21 protein-coding genes are annotated in these 19,157 nt (G+C 69.7%); 13 read left to right on the top strand and 8 right to left on the bottom strand.

The window, feature by feature from the left end:
* The first annotated feature begins 53 nt into the window (after positions 1-53).
* The 7 genes from AB0O24_RS00460 (at position 54) to AB0O24_RS00430 (ending at position 7,161) form a co-directional block, all read left to right on the top strand.
* Positions 54-890: an AraC family transcriptional regulator gene (locus AB0O24_RS00460; protein ID WP_363371725.1), complete on the top strand. Its 837-nt coding sequence runs from the start codon at positions 54-56 to the stop codon at positions 888-890.
* Positions 883-1,644 (top strand): AraC family transcriptional regulator, encoded by a 762-nt coding sequence (locus AB0O24_RS00455; RefSeq protein ID WP_275799276.1) that lies wholly within the window; start codon positions 883-885, stop codon positions 1,642-1,644. The genes AB0O24_RS00460 and AB0O24_RS00455 overlap by 8 nt, the downstream gene beginning before the upstream one ends.
* A gap of 107 nt (positions 1,645-1,751) precedes the next feature.
* Positions 1,752-2,729, top strand: a complete 978-nt coding sequence (locus AB0O24_RS00450) for an ABC transporter substrate-binding protein (protein ID WP_363371721.1) — start codon at positions 1,752-1,754, stop codon at positions 2,727-2,729.
* Positions 2,726-3,757, top strand: coding sequence for an iron ABC transporter permease (locus AB0O24_RS00445; RefSeq protein ID WP_275799271.1), 1,032 nt, complete (start codon positions 2,726-2,728; stop codon positions 3,755-3,757). The genes AB0O24_RS00450 and AB0O24_RS00445 overlap by 4 nt, the downstream gene beginning before the upstream one ends.
* Complete coding sequence (locus AB0O24_RS00440) at positions 3,754-4,770, top strand: iron chelate uptake ABC transporter family permease subunit (RefSeq protein WP_363371718.1); 1,017 nt, start codon at positions 3,754-3,756, stop codon at positions 4,768-4,770. Before AB0O24_RS00445 ends, AB0O24_RS00440 begins: the two co-directional genes overlap by 4 nt.
* Positions 4,767-5,603, top strand: coding sequence for a siderophore-interacting protein (locus AB0O24_RS00435; protein WP_363371715.1), 837 nt, complete (start codon positions 4,767-4,769; stop codon positions 5,601-5,603). Before AB0O24_RS00440 ends, AB0O24_RS00435 begins: the two co-directional genes overlap by 4 nt.
* Positions 5,604-5,865: 262 nt before the next feature.
* Positions 5,866-7,161, top strand: a complete 1,296-nt coding sequence (locus AB0O24_RS00430; protein ID WP_275799263.1) for a citrate synthase — start codon at positions 5,866-5,868, stop codon at positions 7,159-7,161.
* Between the two features lie 175 nt (positions 7,162-7,336).
* Here AB0O24_RS00430 and dapD read toward each other — a convergent pair whose 3' ends face one another.
* The gene (dapD, locus tag AB0O24_RS00425; protein ID WP_275799261.1) at positions 7,337-8,248 is read right to left on the bottom strand and encodes a 2,3,4,5-tetrahydropyridine-2,6-dicarboxylate N-succinyltransferase; all 912 of its coding nucleotides are present in this window, start codon (positions 8,246-8,248) and stop codon (positions 7,337-7,339) included.
* Between the two features lie 44 nt (positions 8,249-8,292).
* On the opposite strand from dapD, the gene dapE reads away from it, so the two are divergent.
* From dapE to AB0O24_RS00410, 3 genes are all read left to right on the top strand, one after another.
* Positions 8,293-9,369: a succinyl-diaminopimelate desuccinylase gene (gene dapE, locus AB0O24_RS00420; protein WP_275799258.1), complete on the top strand. Its 1,077-nt coding sequence runs from the start codon at positions 8,293-8,295 to the stop codon at positions 9,367-9,369.
* Positions 9,351-10,589 carry a hypothetical protein gene (locus AB0O24_RS00415; protein ID WP_363371710.1) on the top strand — a complete coding sequence of 413 codons (1,239 nt, stop codon included), beginning with the start codon at positions 9,351-9,353 and terminating at the stop codon, positions 10,587-10,589. The genes dapE and AB0O24_RS00415 overlap by 19 nt, the downstream gene beginning before the upstream one ends.
* 93 nt (positions 10,590-10,682) lie before the next feature.
* The gene (locus AB0O24_RS00410) at positions 10,683-10,856 is read left to right on the top strand and encodes a DUF3117 domain-containing protein (protein WP_013586186.1); all 174 of its coding nucleotides are present in this window, start codon (positions 10,683-10,685) and stop codon (positions 10,854-10,856) included.
* A 97-nt stretch (positions 10,857-10,953) separates the two neighbouring features.
* Here the strand turns inward: AB0O24_RS00410 and AB0O24_RS00405 are convergent, their stop codons facing one another.
* The gene (locus tag AB0O24_RS00405) at positions 10,954-11,592 is read right to left on the bottom strand and encodes a class I SAM-dependent methyltransferase (protein WP_058598008.1); all 639 of its coding nucleotides are present in this window, start codon (positions 11,590-11,592) and stop codon (positions 10,954-10,956) included.
* 71 nt (positions 11,593-11,663) lie between these two features.
* Between AB0O24_RS00405 and AB0O24_RS00400 the strand changes: the two genes are divergently transcribed.
* Entirely contained in the window at positions 11,664-12,035 is a 372-nt protein-coding gene (locus AB0O24_RS00400) for a twin-arginine translocase TatA/TatE family subunit (protein WP_058613503.1), read from the top strand.
* A 27-nt stretch (positions 12,036-12,062) separates the two neighbouring features.
* Here the strand turns inward: AB0O24_RS00400 and AB0O24_RS00395 are convergent, their stop codons facing one another.
* From AB0O24_RS00395 to AB0O24_RS00385, 3 genes are read right to left on the bottom strand one after another with little or no spacing between them, the layout of a single operon-like run.
* A complete protein-coding gene (locus tag AB0O24_RS00395; protein ID WP_275799249.1) occupies positions 12,063-13,217 on the bottom strand; it encodes an Mrp/NBP35 family ATP-binding protein in 1,155 nt (384 codons plus the stop codon).
* Positions 13,214-13,741, bottom strand: coding sequence for a DUF1003 domain-containing protein (locus AB0O24_RS00390; protein ID WP_058613505.1), 528 nt, complete (start codon positions 13,739-13,741; stop codon positions 13,214-13,216). The genes AB0O24_RS00395 and AB0O24_RS00390 overlap by 4 nt, the downstream gene beginning before the upstream one ends.
* Positions 13,741-15,060: a CBS domain-containing protein gene (locus tag AB0O24_RS00385; protein ID WP_058613506.1), complete on the bottom strand. Its 1,320-nt coding sequence runs from the start codon at positions 15,058-15,060 to the stop codon at positions 13,741-13,743. Before AB0O24_RS00385 ends, AB0O24_RS00390 begins: the two co-directional genes overlap by 1 nt.
* A gap of 72 nt (positions 15,061-15,132) precedes the next feature.
* On the opposite strand from AB0O24_RS00385, the gene AB0O24_RS00380 reads away from it, so the two are divergent.
* Positions 15,133-15,888 (top strand): general stress protein, encoded by a 756-nt coding sequence (locus tag AB0O24_RS00380; protein ID WP_363371706.1) that lies wholly within the window; start codon positions 15,133-15,135, stop codon positions 15,886-15,888.
* Complete coding sequence (locus AB0O24_RS00375) at positions 15,885-16,556, top strand: alpha/beta family hydrolase (RefSeq protein WP_363371704.1); 672 nt, start codon at positions 15,885-15,887, stop codon at positions 16,554-16,556. The genes AB0O24_RS00380 and AB0O24_RS00375 overlap by 4 nt, the downstream gene beginning before the upstream one ends.
* Positions 16,557-16,559: 3 nt before the next feature.
* On the opposite strand, the gene AB0O24_RS00370 is transcribed toward AB0O24_RS00375, so the two are convergent.
* The 3 genes from AB0O24_RS00370 to AB0O24_RS00360 are packed head-to-tail and all read right to left on the bottom strand — an operon-like array spanning position 16,560 to position 19,119.
* A complete protein-coding gene (locus AB0O24_RS00370; protein WP_307385881.1) occupies positions 16,560-17,045 on the bottom strand; it encodes a hypothetical protein in 486 nt (161 codons plus the stop codon).
* Positions 17,042-18,769 carry a hypothetical protein gene (locus tag AB0O24_RS00365; protein WP_363371701.1) on the bottom strand — a complete coding sequence of 576 codons (1,728 nt, stop codon included), beginning with the start codon at positions 18,767-18,769 and terminating at the stop codon, positions 17,042-17,044. Before AB0O24_RS00365 ends, AB0O24_RS00370 begins: the two co-directional genes overlap by 4 nt.
* Positions 18,766-19,119, bottom strand: coding sequence for a hypothetical protein (locus AB0O24_RS00360; protein ID WP_363371699.1), 354 nt, complete (start codon positions 19,117-19,119; stop codon positions 18,766-18,768). Before AB0O24_RS00360 ends, AB0O24_RS00365 begins: the two co-directional genes overlap by 4 nt.
* Positions 19,120-19,157 lie beyond the last annotated feature (38 nt).

The following is a 19,157-nucleotide window of genomic DNA, read 5'->3' as shown; positions in this document are numbered from 1 at the left end:
CGCTAGGTTAGCCTTGCCTTACTTTGCTCGCCATCGTCGTGAGGAGACACTCCGTGCTGATCGAGGACACGATCATGTCGCTTGGCGAACACGTTGACCGCGTGGATGCGGCTGTCTCCCCGCCGCATGTTCGCCAGTGGACATTCGCCGAGTTCGCGGTCACGTCGACATTCGTCGACGGCGACAGTGGATTCACGTTGCATCGTCACGAGGAGGACCAGCTCGCGTGGATGGCATCCGGGTCCATGGAGGTGTCGGTCGGCTCCGATCGGTGGCACCTCCGTCGCGACCACGCGGCGTGGATCCCCACCGGGGTGCTGCACGAGATGCGCTTCACCGAGCCGGGGGAGCTCGTCAGCGCCTACGTGGATCAACGGCACCGACCGAGTCCGGAGGGGTGGAATCGGGCGCGCGTGCTCACGCTTGATCCGCTCGCCGGGGCGCTCCTGCGGTACCTCGCCGCCGAAGGGCGGCGCGAGACGCGACGGCAGGAGTGTTTCGGCCTCCTTAGCGATCTGATCGCCGAAGCGCCCGTCTCGCGCGAGGTCGTCGCCCTTCCGCAGGATCCGCGCGCCCGCGCTATCGCCGTCGCACTCCTCGCCGCGCCCGACGACGATCGGGACCTCGACGCGTGGGCGGCCCAGGAGGGGGTCAGTGCGAAGACCATCGCCCGTGCCTTCGTCTCCGACACCGGGCGCACGTTCCGCGAGTGGAGAGTGCGGGCGCGCCTGCACGTCGCCGTCGGGCTGCTCGTCCAGGGTGCGCCCGTGCACGAGGTCGCGCTCGCGGTCGGTTACGACTCGGTGAGCAGCTTCATCTCGGCGTTCCGCTCGAGGTTCGGCATGACGCCGGCTGCCTACGCCGGACGCACGCAGGAGATCGATGTCTGAGTCGCCGCGCTTGGAGTCGATCGAGATCGTGACCCCTGCCGACGCCGGGGAGCGGTGGCCGACGCACGATCACCCGGACCATGAGCTCTTGTCCTCCATCACCGGGGTCGTGACGGTCTCGACCGAGCGCGCCGTCTTCGTCGTCCCTCGGGGCGCGGCGATCTGGATCCCCGCCCGTGCGTCCCACGAGGTGCATGCGAGTGCGGGCAACACCATGCGCTGCACGTGGTTCGCGCGCGGTGCCGTCCCCGACGCCCTGGTGCGTCCGACGCTGCTGACCACGTCGACGTTGCTCGACGATGTCCTCACGCACCTCGACGTCGAGCATTCCGGCCCCGCCGGCACGACGGAGCGCGCCGGCGAACGCCGCGCGCGGGCGGAGTCCTTCGCGCTCGACTTGCTCTCCGTCGGCGCGCGGCCCGATGCGGGGTTCGCGCACCCTCGCACGCCCTGGCTGCGGCGGGTCACTCACGCGCTCGCCGCGGACCCCGGCGACCCCCGCACGGTGGAGGAGTGGGCGCGGCATTGTGCGGTGAGCACGCGGACTTTCACGCGGCGCTTCCGTGACGAGACGGGCGAACCCTTCTCTCGCTGGCGTTCGCGGCTCCGTATGCAGGCGGCGATGGCGGCTCTCGCGGCGGGGCAGGCGGTGGGCGTGGTCGCGCATCGCGTCGGGTACGACTCGGCGGCGGCGTTCTCGACGGCTTTTCGGGAAGCGGCGGGGGTGAGTCCGCGCGAGTTCGCCGCGCGTTGACCGATCTGCGAAAGAACTCGACTGATTTGCGGAGGTTTGTGCTCTCGAGCGCCGTTGACCCCTCGCGATAATTAGGTATCCCTTACCTAAAAAAGAGGAGCTTTTCCGTGCTCACACGCCGCCGCGCCGCCCTGTCGGTCTCCGCCGCCGCGCTCACCCTCGCCCTGCTCTCGGGGTGCGCCGCGACAGCTCCGTCTTCGGCATCCATCGCCTCCACCACCGTCGAGTCGGCGTACGGTGAGGTCACCGTGCCCCAGCAGCCCGAGAGGATCGCCGCGGTGTCGTACGACACCCCGTGGCAGCTGATGTCGCTCGACGTGAAGCCCGTCGCCACGATCGACTACTCGCGGTGGGCCGACAGCTTCACGACCGCGCAGATGGACTGGATCTCGGATGCCGCGACCGTGGGAACTTTCGGCGAGATCAACTTCGAGGCCCTCACCGCCGCCCGCCCCGACGTCATCATCGGCACGGCGGATGAGATCGATCAGGCGACGTACGAGAGGCTCAGCGCCATCGCCCCGACCGTCGTGACCGGCGGCGTCGATCGCGGCGACTGGCAGAGCATCACTCGGCAGACCGCCGCCGCCACCGGGACGACCGCGACCTGGGAGGCCGAGAAGGCCGCGTTCGAGAAGCTCCGCGACGACACCAGGCAGACCTACCGCGACGTGATCGAGGGGAACCGCTGGATCAACTTCTCGTTCGGCGACGAGCCCGGGCAGTTCTCGGTCCAACTGCCCACCGGCTCGACCGGCGATCTCGTGGTGAACGAGATGGGACTCGCGTATGGCCCCGGTGCGGCTTCGCTGCCCGACACCGACGGCCGCGGATACACGGCTCTGCCGCTCGAGCAACTGCCGACGGTGTTCGACGGCGTGACCGTCGCACTCACCTTCTCCTCCGCGGACGGCACCCCCGATCCCACCGTCAGCGAGATCGTGAATTCGCCGCTCTTCCAGACACTGCCCGTCGCGCAGAGCGGTCACGTGTACGGGATGCGCTCGACCGTGACCGACTACGTCACCGCGCAGGATTGGGTGCACGAGCTCGTCGACACGGTGCTCGAGCCGTTGCAGAAGTGACCGGTGCGGCCGTCCGGGAACGCCCGGGCGTTCGGCGCCCTCGGGCAGCGCGCGTCGCCGTCGGCACCGCGATCGTCCTGGTCGGTCTCGCGCTCGCGGTGGCCGAGCTGTGCGTCGGTGAGCCGATGCTGACGCCGGCTCGTGCGCTCGGTCTTCTCGTGCATCCCGACGGATCGCAGACCGCGCTCATCGTGCACACGCTGCGGCTCCCGCGGCTCGTGCTGGCGGTCGCCGTCGGCGCGGCTCTCGCGATCTCCGGCGTGGTGATGCAGGCGCTCACGCGGAACCCCCTCGCCGAGCCGGGCATCCTCGGGGTCAACGCGGGAGCGTCGCTGGCGGTGACCTTCGCCTTCGTCGTCCTGGGCCTGCGCGGATTCGGTGTGACATTGGCGGTCGCCGCGGTGGGGGCGGCGGTGGCCGGCCTGCTCGTCGCTCTGCTCGGCGGCGTCGGGCGCTCGGCATCCGCGGCACGGCTCGTGCTGGCCGGCGTCGCCTTCACCGCCGTCGTCTCGGGTCTCACCCAGGCCGTGAGCCTCGTCGACCCCGGGCAGTACGCTCGCATCCGCGTCTGGGAGGCCGGATCGCTCGCGGCTCGCGACACACCGACGGCCCTGCTGGTGACGGGCGTGATCGCTGCGGGGGTGATCCTCGCTCTGTCGATCGGGCCCGGGCTGAACCTGCTGATGCTGGGCGACGACACCGCTCAGGCCCTGGGCGGACGAGTGACGCGCGTGCGCGTGGCGGGTCTCGTCGCCGTCGTGGTGCTGTGCGGAACGGCCACCGCGGCGATCGGGCCCGTCGCCTTCGTCGGGCTCCTCGTCCCGCACGCCGTCCGGGCGTTCACCGGTGCCGATCAGGTGCGCGCTCTCTGGGCGAGTCTCGCCGCCGGGCCCGTGCTGCTGTTGGTCGCCGATCTCCTTGCCCGGACGGTCGCGGCGCCAGCGGAAGTACCCCTCGGGGTTGTCACGGCGTTTCTCGGGGCTCCCGTCCTCATCGCTCTGGTGCACAGATATCGGAGACCGGTGTGACGGCCATCGTGCGCGTGCCCCCGCGTCTGCGTCGACGGCGACTGCTCGCCGCGGTCGTCGTCGGGGGAGTCCTCGTCGCGTCGGTGTTGGGCACGCTGACCCTCGGCGACCTCGGGGTTACTCCCGCTGGAGCGCTGGCAGCACTGGTCGGCGCGGGCGATGCGGGCACGGTGCTCGTCGTGCAACAGTGGCGTCTGCCCCGGGCGGTGCTCGGCATCGTGGTCGGCGCCCTCCTCGCGCTCTCGGGTGCGCTGTTCCAGACGGTGACGCGCAATCCCCTCGGAAGCCCCGACATCCTCGGCTTCTCCGTCGGCGCGTTCACCGGGGTTCTCGCGGTCACCCTCGCGGGCGCGACCTCGGTCCTCGCGTTGACGGGCGGTGCTATCGGGGGCGGCTTGGCGGCCGCCGTCCTCGTCTTCGTCCTCTGTGCGCGTGCGGGATTCGGGGGTGTCGCGGTCGTGCTCACCGGCATTGGCGTCAGCGCGATGCTCGCCGCCGTCAACGTGGTCCTCGTGGTACGTCTCGACGACGTGCGCGCCCGTGCTGCAGCTGTCTGGGCGACGGGCTCGCTCAACGGGGTCAGCGCCGACGGCATCCTCCCCGCGGTGCTGAGCCTCGCGTCCGGGGCCCTCGTCATCGCGGCCCTGGCGCGTTCCCTGCATCTGCTCGAATTCGGCGACGAGCGGGCCACGAGTCTGGGCGTTCGCCCGACCTGGCTGCGGTGGGCGGCCATGGTGATCGGGGTCGCGCTCATCGCCGTGGCCACCGCCGTCGCCGGCCCCGTCGGATTCATCGCCCTGGCCGCTCCCCAGATCGCGCGTCGCGTCTGGCTCACCGGCACGATCCCGTTTGCCGCCTCGGCGTTCGTGGGGGCCGCGCTTCTCGGCGCGAGCGATCTGATCGCCTCCCGCGCGCTTGCCCCCGTCATGCTGCCGACGGGCCTCGTGACGGTCTGCCTCGGAGGCGTCTATTTGGCCTGGCTGCTCACCTCGCGAGAAAGGACCCGTCGATGACTGTTCGAGACGATCGCCCAGGATACGAGGCGCGTGTGGTCGCCGTGTCCCGGGTCACGCCGCACATGGTGCGCGTGACCCTCGGAGCGATCCGCGGTCTCGACGGATCCCGGCTGCCGGATGCCGGGCCGGCGGACGAGTTCTTCGGTCTCTGGGTGCCCGTTCCCGGCGCGCACCCGGTCAAGAGGTATTACACCGTGCGAAATCACCGCGCGGACCGTGGCGAGATCGACGTCGACCTGCTCCTGCACGGCGCGGGCCCCGCGACGGAGTGGGCCGCCCGCGCCGCTGTCGGAGACACCGTCGCTTTCGACGCCCCGCGCGGGCATTATGCCCCGCCGCCCGATACGTCGAGTCTGCTTCTCTGCGGCGACGCGACGGCGCTCCCGGCGCTCGGGCGGATTCTCGAGGAACGGCGACCGCATCGCGTTGCGCCCCCGGCGACGCTCGTCATCGGCGTCGATGATCCCGCCGACCGCTCCGACCTGGCCGTACGCCCGGGCGACGACGTTCTGTGGTGCTCGTCGGAGGACCTCGTCGACGAGACGCGACGCCGGTGCGGATTCGATCCGACCGCGTACGTCTGGTTCTCGGGAGAGGCCGCCGACATGAGGGCTGTTCGCGCGCGGCTGCGCCGAGAGCTCGGCATCCCTGCCCAGCGGTGGACGACGATGGGCTACTGGCGTCGTGACAGCGAGCGCTGGTCTGCCCGTCTCGACGCGGCAGGGCCCGCGTTCAAGGCCGCGATCGACGAGGTGCTCGCGGCACCGGTCGACGAGGAGACGCAGGCCGACCTCCTCGAGGAGCTGCTGTCGTCGAAGGGTCTGTTGTGACGCCGGATGCCGGTGCGGACGGCGTCGCGGCGCATCACGGGAGCGATGAGGAGGATCCCTCCATTCGATGGGGGCATCCTTTGGCCTTGTCATCTGTACGTGCCCCGGCCTACTAGGCTGTAAAAGCACTGTGCTCGGGCATCCCTCCGAGCGCGTGTCGACCGTGAGGCCGCACTCGTGGCATCCACCGGTCGAGAAGACCGCGGGTGCCTCCGCCCCCGTGGCCGAACAAATGGGCGACCAGAAATCGCAAGGAGGCGCGGTGAGCGACGCGGGAACGCAGAACGACAAGGCCACCCTCACGGTGGGGGGCACCACCGCCGAATTCCCGGTGCTCCGGGGAACCGACGGCATCCCGAGCATCGACATCGCGTCGCTGACGAAGCAGACCGGCCACACGACGCTCGACTACGGCTTCGTGAACACCGCGTCGACGAAGTCCGACATCACGTACATCGATGGCGACCAGGGCATCCTGCGCTACCGCGGGTACCCGATCGAGCAGCTCGCGAAGAACAGCACCTATCTCGAGGTGGCCTGGCTGCTGATCTACGGCGAACTGCCGTCGGCATCCGAACTCGCCTCGTTCGACGAGCGCATCCGTCGTCACACGCTTCTGCACGAGGACCTCAAGCGGTTCTTCTCGTCGCTGCCCCCGACCGCGCACCCGATGTCGGTGCTGTCGGCGGCCACCGCGGCGCTCTCGACCTACTACGAGTCCGAATCGGACCCGCACAACCCCGAGCACGTCGAGTTGAACACGGTTCGCATGCTCGCGAAGCTCCCGGTGATCGCGGCCTACGCCCACAAGAAGAGCATCGGGCAGGCTTTCCTGTACCCCGACAACTCGCTCGGCTTCGTCGACAACTTCCTCAAGCTCAACTTCGGTGTGCTGAGCGAGATCTACGAGGTCAACCCGGTGATGACGAAGGCGCTCGACCTTCTCCTCATGCTGCACGCCGACCACGAGCAGAACGCCTCGACCTCGACGGTGCGTCTGGTGGGCTCGACCGGCGCCAACCAGTTCGCGTCGATCTCCGCCGGCATCCAGGCGCTCTCCGGCCCCCTTCACGGCGGCGCTAACGAGGCCGTGCTGCAGATGCTCGGCCGCATCCGCGACTCCGGCGAGAGCGTCGAGCGCTTCGTCGAGCGGGTGAAGAACAAAGAAGAGGGCGTCAAGCTCATGGGCTTCGGCCACCGGGTCTACAAGAACTACGACCCGCGCGCCAAGCTCGTGAAAGAAGCGGCGGACGAGGTCCTCGAGGCCCTCGGCGTCAGCGACCCACTGCTCGACCTCGCGAAAGAGCTCGAGCAGATCGCCCTGCAGGACGACTACTTCAAGGAACGTCGTCTGTACCCGAACGTCGACTTCTACACCGGCGTGATCTACAAGGCGATGGGCTTCCCCACGCGCATGTTCACCGTGCTGTTCGCGATCGGGCGCCTGCCCGGCTGGCTCGCCCAGTGGCGCGAGGCCATCACCGACCCGCAGACCAAGATCGGCCGCCCGCAGCAGCTGTACACCGGGGCTGCCGAGCGCAACTACCCCGGCATCTGACCCCGGCGCTGACACGCCCCGTCCCTCTCGCGAGGGGCGGGGCGTTCCGCTTTGCGGGCCAGCGCGGGTAGGCCCAGCGCGGGTAGCGCGCGCATAAACGCGATCCACGCGCAGAAACACGGGGAGAGCGCGTTTCTGTGCGTGGATCGCGTTTATGAGAGGGGAGTGCCGCGGCTCAGGCGTGCAGCGCTTCGTTCAGCGTCACGCCGACACCCGCTCGCGCCGAGGCTTCGACGGCGCCCGTCAGCGAATTGCGCCGGAACAGGATGCCGTTGCGCCCCGACAGCTCGCCCGCCTTGACGACCTCGTCGCCGACCTTCACCTTCGTACCGGCCGTGACATAGAGGCCCGCCTCGACGACGCAGTCGTCGCCGAGCGAGATGCCGATGCCCGCGTTGGCACCCAGCAGCGTGCGCGCACCGATCGAGACGCGGTGGGTCCCGCCGCCGGAGAGGGTTCCCATGATCGAGGCGCCGCCGCCGATGTCGGTGCCGTCGCCGATGACGACGCCCTGCGACACGCGCCCCTCGATCATCGAGGAGCCGAGCGTGCCGGCATTGAAGTTCACGAAGCCCTCGTGCATCACGGTCGTGCCGGGGGAGAGGTGCGCGCCGAGGCGAACACGCGAGGCGTCGGCGATCCGGACGCCGGCGGGCGACACGTAGTCCGTGAGGCGCGGGAACTTGTCGAGCCCCTGGATCTGGATGCCGTGCCTCTGGAGCGCGGGACGCAGGCGCGCCGCGTCATCGGGGTGGATCGGGCCGGCGTTGGTCCACGCGACGTTGGGGAGGTGCCCGAAGATGCCGTCGAGGTTGATCTCGTTCGGGCGCACGAGCAGGTGCGACAGCGCGTGGAGGCGCAGATAGGCGTCGACCGTGGACGTCGGGGCCGCGTCGGCATCGATGGTCAGTGACACCGTCTCGATACGGACATTGCGGCGCTCATCGGCCCCGGCCTGGGCCTCGAGATCGGTGGAGACCTCGGGCTCGCCGCCCAGGGACGGCTTCGGGAACCACGCGTCGAGCACGGTCCCTCCCTCGGCGATGGTCGAGAGTCCGGCAGCGCTGATACGTCGTTCGTTGCTCACGGCTCCAGGCTACCGGCGGCACCGCGCTGGATAGGATCGGGGGCATGCCGTCGCTCGATCTCACGTCGTCCTCGCTCGATCTCACGCGCGCCATCTGCGACATCCCGAGCGTGTCCGGCGACGAGACCACTCTCGCGGATGCCATCGCCGCCGCCCTGGCCGACTACGACCACCTCGAGGTCATCCGGGACGAGGACACGATCGTCGCGCGCACCGACCTCGGCCGCGCACGTCGGGTGGTGATCGCCGGGCACATCGACACCGTGCCCATCAACCGCAACCTCCCCGTCGAGGACCGCGACGTCGACGGCGAAGCCGTGCTCTGGGGCCGCGGGACCGTCGATATGAAGGCGGGGGTCGCCGTGCAGCTCAAGTTGGCCGCAGAGCTCGTCGCGCCCCCGGTCGACATCACGTGGATGTGGTACGACCACGAGGAGGTCGACTCGTCGCTGAACGGTCTGGGACGACTCTCGCGCAACCGGCCCGATCTCTTCGTCGGAGACTTCGCGATCCTGGGGGAACCCAGTAACGGCGAGGTCGAGGGGGGATGCAACGGCACGCTTCGCGCCGTCATCCGAACCGACGGCGTCCGCGCGCACAGCGCTCGGTCGTGGATCGGTGAGAACGCGATCCACAAGGCGGCGCCGATTCTCGCGCGCCTCGCCGAGTACCGCGCTCGTGAGATCGAGGTCGAGGGGCTGCTCTATCGCGAAGGTCTCAACGCCGTGAAGATCTCCGGGGGAGTCGCGGGCAACGTGATCCCCGACGCGTGCGAGGTCGAGGTGAACTACCGCTTCGCCCCGAGCCGCGACGCCGCGGGTGCCGAACGAGTGGTCCGCGATGTGTTCACCGGTTTCGACGTCGAGATCGTCGACGTCGCCGAGGGCGCGCGTCCGGGTCTCGATGCGCCGCTGGCGCAGGAGTTCGTGGCGGCGGTCGGCGCCACACCCCGTCCGAAGTACGGATGGACCGACGTCGCCCGGTTCTCGGCGCTCGGCATCCCGGCCGTCAACTACGGCCCGGGCGATCCGCACCTCGCGCACCACGACGAGGAGCGCGTTCCCGTGGCGCAGATCGACGCCGTGGAACACGGCCTGCGAGCGTGGCTGAGCGGGTCGTGACCACCGAGGTCGCGGCATCCGGAACCGTCCGGGGATGGGCTCGTCTGCCCGTGCCGTGGCGTATCGCCCTGATCTACGTCGCGGCCCGCGTGGTCACGACGGTCTTCTTCCTGCTCGCGGCGGGGATGTCGGGACCGGCATCGCGTTACGGCGTCGACCCGTCGCTGGGGGAGCTCGCCCTCGGGTGGGACGCGCAGTGGTACTGGCTTGCGGCCGTGTCGGGGTATCCGTCCGTGCTGCCCGTCAACGCCGAGGGGGCGGTGTCGGAGAACGCGTGGGCGTTCCTTCCGCTGTACCCGTACCTCTCGGCGGGGCTGGGGGCTCTTCTGGGGTCCTGGGGTGCCGGGGCGGTCACGATCTCGCTCCTCGCCGGTTACGGCGCGAGCCTGACGCTGCACACGCTCTTGCGTGATCGCGTGGGCGATGCGGCGGCCACCTGGGCGGTGGTCTTCTTCGCCGCCGGTCCCTTGGCCGCGCTTTTCCAGGTCGGATACGCCGAATCGCTGTTCCTGTTCCTCCTCTTCATGGCGCTGCGCTGCGTACAGCGACGGCGATGGGGGTGGCTGTACCTCCTCGTCCCCGTCATGGGGTTCACCCGGCCGGGAATCCTCGCTTTCGCGCTGTTCCTCGCCCTGTACGGCATCCACCGTTTCGTCCGGCGTCGCAGCGATCCGCTCCCGCGACGCGAGAGTGTGCACATCGTCGCCCTCGGGCTCGTCAGCGTGGTCGTCGGCTTCGCGTGGCAGACCATCGCGGCGATGGTCACGGGCGACGCGGGCGCGTACCTCGCGACGGAGCTCGCGTGGCGCCGCAACTGGATCGCCGATGCGAGCGGCCATTTCATCCCGATCGAGGGTTGGGTGCAGGCTGCCGCGTTCTGGTTCACCCAGTGGGGACTCGGGGCCTGGCTCGGCTACGTCGCGCTGGTGGTCCTCGTCGTGGGGGTCTCTCTCGCGCTGTGGTTCCTCGGTCCGGTTCGACGGCTCGGTGTCGAGGTGCGCCTCTGGTCGGCCAGCTATCTGATCTACCTGCTCCTCGTGTTCTTCCCGCAGTCGAGCATCTTCCGGTTGCTTCTTCCCGTGTCGCCCCTGTGGGGAGCTCTCGCGGTGCCTCGGTCCACCGCCTGGCGCATCGGGGTCCTCGCCCTGGCTTTGCTCGGGCAGTGGTGGTGGATCTACAACATGTACGCACTGGCCAACACCTACTGGCAGATCCCCTGAACGGATGCCGTGCCGCCGCTCGCCGCGCCGGACGACGCGCGACGCGCGCTACCGGTAAACTGTCAGGAGACCAACGACGAAAAGGGGGCCGCGATGGCAGCCATGAAGCCGCGAACCGGTGACGGACCGATGGAGGCCGTGAAGGAGGGCCGGCTGATCATCGTGCGCGTGCCGCTCGAGGGTGGCGGGCGACTCGTCGTCTCGGTGAACGATGCCGAGGCGAAGGAACTGCACGACGTGCTCGGTGGTGTCGTCAACGCATCCTGACGGAACTTCACGAGAGAAGGCCGGTCCCTGACGGGGCCGGCCTTCTCTCGTTGGTGAGTGTCGCGGTGCAGCGGATGAATCGCGGGGTTATGCCCGCTCAGGACGTCGGCGAGACGGTCGTCAGCTGAAGGAGCCCTTCGCCCGTGGTGGACAGGGCTCCGAAGACGGCGGGTGAGGCCTGCACCTCCTGGATGAGGGAGCGGTACGCCGTCGTCACCGCGTCGCGGCGAACGGGATCGGCGACGGCGCCGCCCGCGAGGACGCGCGGGATGAGCACCGTGCCGCCCGCGCGCACGAGGCGCAGGCCGTGCTCGACGTATTCGATGACGCCGTCGGGGTCGGCGTCGATGAAGACGATGTCGTACGACGCCTCGTTCATGCGGGGGAGGACTTCGGCCGCACGACCGGTGATGAAGCGTGCTCGAGCCGCAGGAATCCGCGCATCGGCGAACGCGGCACGCGCGGCTCCGAGATGCTCCGGCTCGCTGTCGATGGTGGTCAGCGTGGCGCGCGGAGAACCGTGCAAGAGCCAGAGTCCCGAGACGCCGCCGCCCGTGCCGACCTCGACGACGTTCAGCGCGCGCGTCGCGGCCGCGAGAAGCGCCGTCTGCGCGCCGACCGCGGGGCTGATCGGGGCGGCACCCAGCTCGAGCGCGTGCGCGCGAGCCCGGGCGATGTGCTCCGGCTCCACCGTCGATTCCTGCACGAACCGTTCGTTCGCCTCGTAACCACTCACCTGGACCTCCGTGCCCAGGCTAGAGGGCGGGGTCGTGCCGGAGGCCGAGGCGCGGCGGGTAATCTGAACTCATGTTCTTCGGGCTCACCATCGAGAAGCTCATGCTGATCGGTGTGGTCGCCGCACTCGTCATCGGCCCCGAGCGCCTCCCCAAGTACGCCGAAGCCCTCGCGAAGCTCACCCGTCGCGCGAAAGAGACGCTGCAGGGAGCGAAATCGCGCATGCGCGAGGAGATGGGGCCGGAGTTCGACGAGGTCGACTGGCGCAAGCTCGACCCGCGTCAGTACGACCCGCGTCGCATCGTCCGCGAAGCTCTCCTCGACGACACCCCGACGGCGACGATGCGCGCCGCCGGTGCCGCCGCCGTCGCCGCGCGTGTCACACCCGAGAAGCCGCCCTTCGTTCCCGGGTCGGTTCCCCCGTTCGACGACGAGTCCACCTGAGACGCGCCGCCCGTCAGCGGGCAGTGGTCACGCCGACGGGGTGACGCGGAGCGCTCGTCCCGCGAGCCCGCGCGGGTTGACCGCGAGAGCCGCCGCCGCCGCGTCGATGGCACGCGACGCGGGATCGTCGGGTGCGCCGAGCACCACGGGGTGGCCGTCGTCTCCGCCTCCGCGCAGTGCCGGGCTCAACGGCACGGATGCCAGGAGGGGCACGTCGGAGTCGGCGGTCGACAGGGCGCGAGCCACGGCCTCGCCGCCGCCGGAGCCGAACAGGTCGAGCGAGCTGCCGTCCGGGAGCGTCATCGCGGCCATGTTCTCGATGACCCCGATCACGCGCTGCCCCGTCTGACGGGCAACCGTTCCGGAACGGACCGCGACATCAGCCGCCGCCGCCTGCGGAGTGGTCACGACGAGGACGTCGGCGTGGGGGAGCAGCTGGCCCACGGAGATCGCCACGTCGCCCGTTCCGGGCGGCATGTCGAGCAGCAGCACATCGAGGTCCCCGAAGAACACGTCGGTGAGGAACTGCTGCACGGTGCGGTGCAGCATCGGACCCCGCCAGGCGACGGCGCCCGCGGCATCCTCTCCCGGACGACGGAGGAACATACCGATCGAGATCACCTTCACCCCGTAGGCCACAGGCGGCAGGATGAGCTCGTCGATCCGCGTCGGGGCGGGCGGAAGGCCGTCGGCATCGATCAGGCCGAGCAGCCCGGGGATCGAGAAGCCGTGCACATCGGCGTCGATCAAGCCGACGCGGAGGCCTCGGGCCGCGAGAGCGACCGCGAGATTGGCCGTCAACGTCGACTTCCCCACACCGCCTTTGCCGCTGGTGACGGCGATGACGCGCGTGAGCGAGTCCGGGCCGAAGGGCATCTCCCGCTTCGCCCGACCGCCACGGAGCTTCTCGGTGAGGGCTCTGCGCTCGTCGGGCGACATCACCCCGACGCGCACGTCGACCGCATCGATCCCGGCGACCGAGGCCGCGGCATCCCGGACATCCCGCTCGATGCGGTCCGCGGCGGGACATCCGACGATCGTCAGCGCGATCTCGACGTCGGCCGTGGAGCCGTGGACGTCGATCTCGCGCACCATGTCGAGCTCGCCGAGGGGTCGCCGGAGCTCGGGATCGGTCACCGCGGCGACAGCCGCGCGGACACGTTCGGCGAGTTCGACCGTCACGGCGCGGGCCGTGACTGCTCGTCGTGGTCGTCGAGTCGTTGGAGTGCGGCGCGCAGCTCGGCACGCAGCGTGTCCTTCGTGATGACCTCGTCCGTCAGGTCGCGGACGGCCATGCGCAGGGCGACGATCTCGCGTGCGAGGTACTCGGTATCGGCGAGATTGCGCTCGGCGCGCTGACGATCCTGTTCGATCTGCACGCGGTCGCGATCGTCCTGGCGGTTCTGCGCGAGCAGGATCAGGGGGGCCGCGTACGACGCCTGCAGAGAGAGCACGAGGGTCAGAGCGGTGAAGCCGATCGCGGCGGAGTCGAAGCGCCAGTCGTCGGGGGCGATGGAGTTCCATCCCATCCACAGCACGCAGAACAGCGTCAGCGACAGGAGGAAGGTCGGCGTGCCCATCGCGCGCGCCACCCATTCGGTGAATCGGCCGAAGCGATCGCGAGACGGCTGCGGCGTACGCGGGGCGAGAACGCGGCCGCGACCGCGGGGCGCGTCGAGAGCGGGCTGGCGGTTGTTCCGAGCCATCAGCGCCTCCTCGGGGTCGGTGGGGTCTGGACGGGGATGCTCTGCGTCGCGGTCGGTCTCAGTGTGACCTTGGGCGTCGGATCATCGCTGTCGTGGGTGCGCCAGTCGTCGGGCAGGAGGTAGTCGAGGACGTCGTCGACGCTGACGCAGCCGACGAGCCGGTGCGCCTGGTCGATGACGGGCAGCGAGACGAGGTTGTAGCTCGCGAGCAGTCGCGCGACCTCGGCGGCCGTTGCGTCGGCGGGCACCGGCTCGAGCGTGTCGTCGATGATGGCGCCGAGGCGCTCGTGCGGCGGGTAGCGGAGCATCCGCTGGAAGTGCACGGTGCCGAGGAGCCGCCCCGTCGGCGTCTCGTAGGGCGGCAGGGTGATGAAGACGGATGCCGCGAGAGCGGGGTGCAACTCGTGGCGGCGGATGAGGGCCAGGGCCTCGGCCACGGTGGCATCCGCCGACAGCACGATGGGCTCCGGGGTCATGAGACCGCCGGCGGTGTCGGGGCCGTACTGAAGAAGGGCGCGCACGTCGTCGGCCTCTTCGGGCTCCATGAGCTCGAGCAGCTGCTCCGAACGGGACTCGGGCAACTGGCCGAGGAGGTCGGCCGCATCGTCGGGCTCCATGGCATCCAGGATGTCGGCGGCGCGCTCGTCGCCGAGCTGCTCGAGGATGTGCACCTGCTCGTCTTCGGGCATCTCTTCGAGGGCATCGGCGAGACGGTCGTCGCTGAGCTCTTCAGCGACCTCGATGAGGCGCTCCTCGGGCAGGTCGAGCAGGGTGTTGGCGAGATCGGCCGGCTTGAGCTCGGAGTACGTCGCGACGAGCTGCTCGGCCGACTGCGCTTCGCCCGGCGTCTGGTTCTCGCGCACCTCGGTCCACGCCGCGAACGTCGTGGCCCCTTTCGCGAACGGGGAGGCGCTCGTTCGCGGGCGACGAAGGAACAGCTGGCCCACGTCCCATTCGCCGAGGCGGTTGCGCTCGATCGCGACGTCCTCGATGACGGCTGTGCCGGAGCCGTCGACCAGGCTCACGCGGCGGCCGAGCATCTCGGCCATGACGCGGACCTCGCCGCCGCGCTGCTGGAATCGGCGCACATTGATGAGGCCGGTCGTGATGACCTGACCGGCCTGGATGGAGGTGACGCGCCCGATGGACACGAACACATGTCGGCGCCCGGGAATCTCGACGACGAGCCCCACGACGCGCGGCGCGGCTGACGCGCGGTAGATCACCACGACGTCTCGCACCTTCCCCAGGCGGTCGCCCGCCGGATCGAACACCGTGCAGCCCGCCAAGCGGGCGACGAAAACCCTTTGCGTGCTCACCGGTACAGCGTAGTCCGCAGCTCATCGCGAACACCTCGGTGACGCCTCAGGAGCGCGTGACAAGATGGTGAAATGAGTATGTTGACGGGGCGGCCGGGAGCCGGGCGCGACGAGGTCGGCGAGAAGGTCGCGTCGTTCCCGACGTACGAGCAGGCCCAGAAGGCCGTGTCCTCCCTCATCGCCGGCGAGGTACCCGCGCGCGACATCGCGATCGTGGGGACCGGGCTCCGGTCCGTCGAACGCATCACGGGCCGTCTCGGATACGCCACGGCCGCGCGATCCGGGGCGCTGAACGGTCTGATGATCGGTCTGCTCTTCGCCTTCATCTTCGTGCTCGGTCAGCCCACGGCGCAGGTCGCGACCTTCCTCGGCGTGCTGCTCGTGGGTATGGCGCTCGGGATGCTGTTGAGCCTCGGCACCTACTCGATCATCCGCCGTCGACGGGACTTCGCCTCGGTCATGCAGGTCACCGCTGACCACTACGACGTCTGCGTGGCGGCCCCCAGCCTCCACAAGGCCCGCGGAGTGCTCGGACCCACCGGCACCTCGCGCACCGTTGTCGCGCGTCCGCCCGTCTCGGTGGACGACGCCCCGCCGCAGTACGGCGAGCGGGTGGCCCCGGGTACCGCCTCGCCGTCGACCCCGCGTCCCGCCGCTCCGAGTTCTGCGCCCGCGTCGGACGAACCGCCGCGCTACGGGGAACGCATCGTTCCGCCCACGCCGCAGGCCCTCCAGGACGAGTCGGCAGGCACAGGGTCCGCGGATGCGGATGCTGCCGCCGGGGAGCCGCGAGGCGCCGCCCCCGAGGCTCCGCGCGACGAGCGGTGACCGCCGAGCACGTCCGGATCCCGGTCGAGTTGCCGGGCGGCGCGTCGAGCGTGTCGGGGCTCTGGGAAGCGCCCGACGGCGCGTCCGCCACGATCGCGGTCGCCCACGGGGCAGGCGCGGGAATGACGCACCCATTCCTCGAGGGCCTTGCCGCGGCCCTCGTCGAAGACGGATTCGCCGTGCTGCGGTTCGTTTTCCCGTACGTCGAGGCGGGACGACGGATGCCGGGACCCGTCGCCGCGGCCACGAGCACCTGGGTGGGTGTGCAGTCATGGTGCGCCGAGGCCTCGACACCGGGGATCTTCGTCGCGGCAGGGAAGTCGTACGGCGGGCGCATGGCCTCCGTCGCCGCGAGTGAAGGACTGCTGAGCCCCGCCGGACTCGTCTACCTGGGCTATCCCCTGCACCCTCCCGGTCGACCGGACAAGCCGCGGGTCGAACACCTGCCTCGGGTGAAACCGCCGCAGCTGTTCGTCGAGGGAGAGAACGACCCCTTCGTCGACCCTCACGAGCAACTCATGGAGGCGGTGGCCTCGTGCTCGGATGCCCGCGTGCACTGGATCGCCGGCGCGAACCACTCGTTCGAGGTGAAGGGCGCGCGGCGCCCGGCGGACGCGATCGGTGCGGGATTGGCGCCGGTGCTGGCGGAGTTCGTCCGGTCGCTGTGAGGGTTATGGGCGCTGGTCTTCGGACAGGGTGCCGCAGCGGGAGATGGCGAGGAGGTCGATGGCTTTGCGGCCGTCGATTGTTCTCTCGCTCATGCCGAGCGACATCCGGGGGGAGTCACGGACCATATAGATTTGCGCAAAGTTGACGGGCACGCCCAGATCGTGGGCTCGCCAACCGTCACCGACTGCGTCGGGGAATCGCGCGATGAATGAGGAAATGTCAAACGAGTCGTCGACGTATACCTCCCACTGACCTGTGTAAAAGCTGCCGCGGCCAGCTCCGAACGTGAGGTTGTCGCCACAACTGTACGGCTCGAAGGATTCATTTGGAACGATCTCTTTCGGGTCGGGAACAAGATCTGCCACTTGCCTCAGAACGTCATTCGTCTCAGCGCGCACCTGATCGTACGTAGGGGGAGAGTCTGCGCAACCGCTGAGCATCAGCGCGCCGGCGGTCGTCAAGGCGAGGAGAGCGAGAGCCGCTTTCATAGTTGCTTCCCTTGCGTGAGGAGGAGCGAGTAAACGGAATAGAGAACCGGTCCGTTTATCGACTCGTCGTCGCTCATCAGTGCGTTGTGATGTTCCACGCTGTCCGAAAGGATGCCCACTGGGCCGCCGATAATGACGTTCCGCGGGTTGAGCCCCGGGAGTTCCGTGTCGACGATCTGTACGCCCGGAAAGGACTCCGGGGGCACGCTGAACCCGAGATCTGCGAGGCTCAAACCCGCGTAGTAGCGGTTGATATCGTCCGGTGCCTGCGCGGCGAAGTAACGCGTTTGCGGATCGGGCGTGTACGGTCCGATGGCGCCGACTGTCGCGGCCATGAAGCGCGCATCGACGGTTCCGCCGTATGCCTCTGCTGCACTGCCGATGGCACCGGCGTACGAGTGCTCATAGCTCATGGTCCACACACCGGGTGCCGTGGCCTCGACCCCTTGGACGAAGTTCGCGTACTCCGGCGCCCGCTGCGAAGCGTATGTGCTGAGCTGGGGCCCACCCCCGAGGGGGATCTCGCTCAGTTGCGGCATTGGTCCCGTCATGACGGTGAAGCTCATGACGGATCCCTGCCCGGCTCTCGTCTGCCAGTTCGCGAACCGCGTCACCGGCTCATCGCCGAAGAACGACTCCGCCCGCGTGTTCGTCCCCGGTACGACGAACAGCGCCGAGGTCGCTGTCGCCGGATCGCCCGACATCTCGATGAGCGAGCCATGGTCGGGGTTCCACGCGTAGAGCTGCTTCCGTCCGTCCTGGACAGCCTGGAAGTAGGCGATCTCCCGATCGAGGTCGCTCACCCGGCGGTTCGCCTCCGCAAGCGGGATCCGAAGGGAGTGTCCGAGGTCATCGACGACGCCGACGGCGTCCAGCCGCTGGCGGCGGAGTTCTTCGACCCGCGACGCGGCCCGCGCGCGATTGGCGGCGACGCGGGCCGCGATCGCCACGCCGTCGAGGTTCCCGATCACCGCGGGGATCGCTGCGGTCAGCTGTGCGGCCGTGGCGACGGGCAGGGCATTCCACCAGGCGGCCACGGCCGCCGGGCGGGTGCGATGAAGGATGCCGATCCACTCCGGGTGCGCGGTGAGGAGAGCGGCTGCGCCCGAGCCCCCGTGCTCCGCCAACCGGGCGAGAAGCGGTAGGGCCGCGGCATCCGTGATCGATGTCGACGCTTCGGCGACGAGTTCTTCATCGATACTCAGAACATTCGACAGCGACCAGGGAATCTCGGGGATCGCCCGCAGCGACGCCGTGCATGCCTCGACCGCAGCGTCCCATCTGTCGACGAGGGACGCGCAGTCGCGACGGAAAGCGGCTTCCTCGTCTGCGCGCACGGCGTCCGCCACGGCCCGACCGAAGCGATCATCGGGAAGGGGTGCCTGGTGCAGACCGGTGACCGAGCGCCGCGCGATGCGCTCGACCAGCGCATCGCGCTCGCGTTCGATCGCCTCGAGCTCGTCCGCCAGCGTTTCGATCGCGGTGCAAGCCAGGCCGAGTCCCGTCGCGATCTCGACCGCCGCCGGGCCGATCGTGATCAGCGCGTCCTGCAGATCCTGTGCCTCCGGCGCGCGGTACACCGCGGGGAGCATCCCCCAGGCGAGCAGGACGTCCTCGGTGGTCAGTCGCAGAGGCGCGACCGCGTGGCGCACTGCCTCCGCGCAGCGGCGGAGCTCTCCGGGGCTCGCGGGGCCGACCGGAATCGCTGCGGTATCGATGGTCATGACGGGTGCGCACCGAATCGCGAGGGGTCGAACAGGGGTGCTGCGGTACCTCCATCGGCCGCGGAGGTGGTCGTCGCCATCTGGTCGTCGGCCGTCACGTAGGCGGCGATGATCCGGCGAAGAGCCGCCGCGGCGGCGAGACCGTGCGAGACCATCCCGCGCGACAGCCGCACGCGAGGCTCCGCGCCGTCGCCGAACGCCGCGTGCGCCGACGTCGCTCCCGACAGGGCGGTGCTGAGCGTGTCGACGGCGTCTCGGAGCGCATCGGAACACGCGAGCGTCTCGTCGAGGGCACGTCGCAGTCGGTCGGCGATCCCGATGACCTGGTCGGGCTGCAGCGCATAGGACATGCCGGGATGTTAGGGACTTTCGCGGCGCGCGATTTTCA

It is taken from the genome of Microbacterium sp. NPDC086615 (assembly GCF_040686055.1).
Lineage (GTDB): Bacteria > Actinomycetota > Actinomycetes > Actinomycetales > Microbacteriaceae > Microbacterium.
This window is presented reverse-complemented; position numbering and strand designations above follow the sequence as displayed.

What these genes read in the sequence shown, in the direction of transcription:
- AB0O24_RS00360 (WP_363371699.1), bottom strand. Translation starts at nt 19,119, where the DNA reads ATGTCCTATGCGCTGCAGCCCGACCAGGTCATCGGGATCGCCGACCGA.
- AB0O24_RS00435 (WP_363371715.1), top strand. Translation starts at nt 4,767, where the DNA reads ATGACTGTTCGAGACGATCGCCCAGGATACGAGGCGCGTGTGGTCGCC.
- AB0O24_RS00370 (WP_307385881.1), bottom strand. Translation starts at nt 17,045, where the DNA reads ATGAAAGCGGCTCTCGCTCTCCTCGCCTTGACGACCGCCGGCGCGCTG.
- AB0O24_RS00380 (WP_363371706.1), top strand. Translation starts at nt 15,133, where the DNA reads ATGAGTATGTTGACGGGGCGGCCGGGAGCCGGGCGCGACGAGGTCGGC.
- dapE (WP_275799258.1), top strand. Translation starts at nt 8,293, where the DNA reads ATGCCGTCGCTCGATCTCACGTCGTCCTCGCTCGATCTCACGCGCGCC.
- AB0O24_RS00410 (WP_013586186.1), top strand. Translation starts at nt 10,683, where the DNA reads ATGGCAGCCATGAAGCCGCGAACCGGTGACGGACCGATGGAGGCCGTG.
- AB0O24_RS00365 (WP_363371701.1), bottom strand. Translation starts at nt 18,769, where the DNA reads ATGACCATCGATACCGCAGCGATTCCGGTCGGCCCCGCGAGCCCCGGA.
- AB0O24_RS00390 (WP_058613505.1), bottom strand. Translation starts at nt 13,741, where the DNA reads ATGGCTCGGAACAACCGCCAGCCCGCTCTCGACGCGCCCCGCGGTCGC.
- AB0O24_RS00400 (WP_058613503.1), top strand. Translation starts at nt 11,664, where the DNA reads ATGTTCTTCGGGCTCACCATCGAGAAGCTCATGCTGATCGGTGTGGTC.
- AB0O24_RS00455 (WP_275799276.1), top strand. Translation starts at nt 883, where the DNA reads ATGTCTGAGTCGCCGCGCTTGGAGTCGATCGAGATCGTGACCCCTGCC.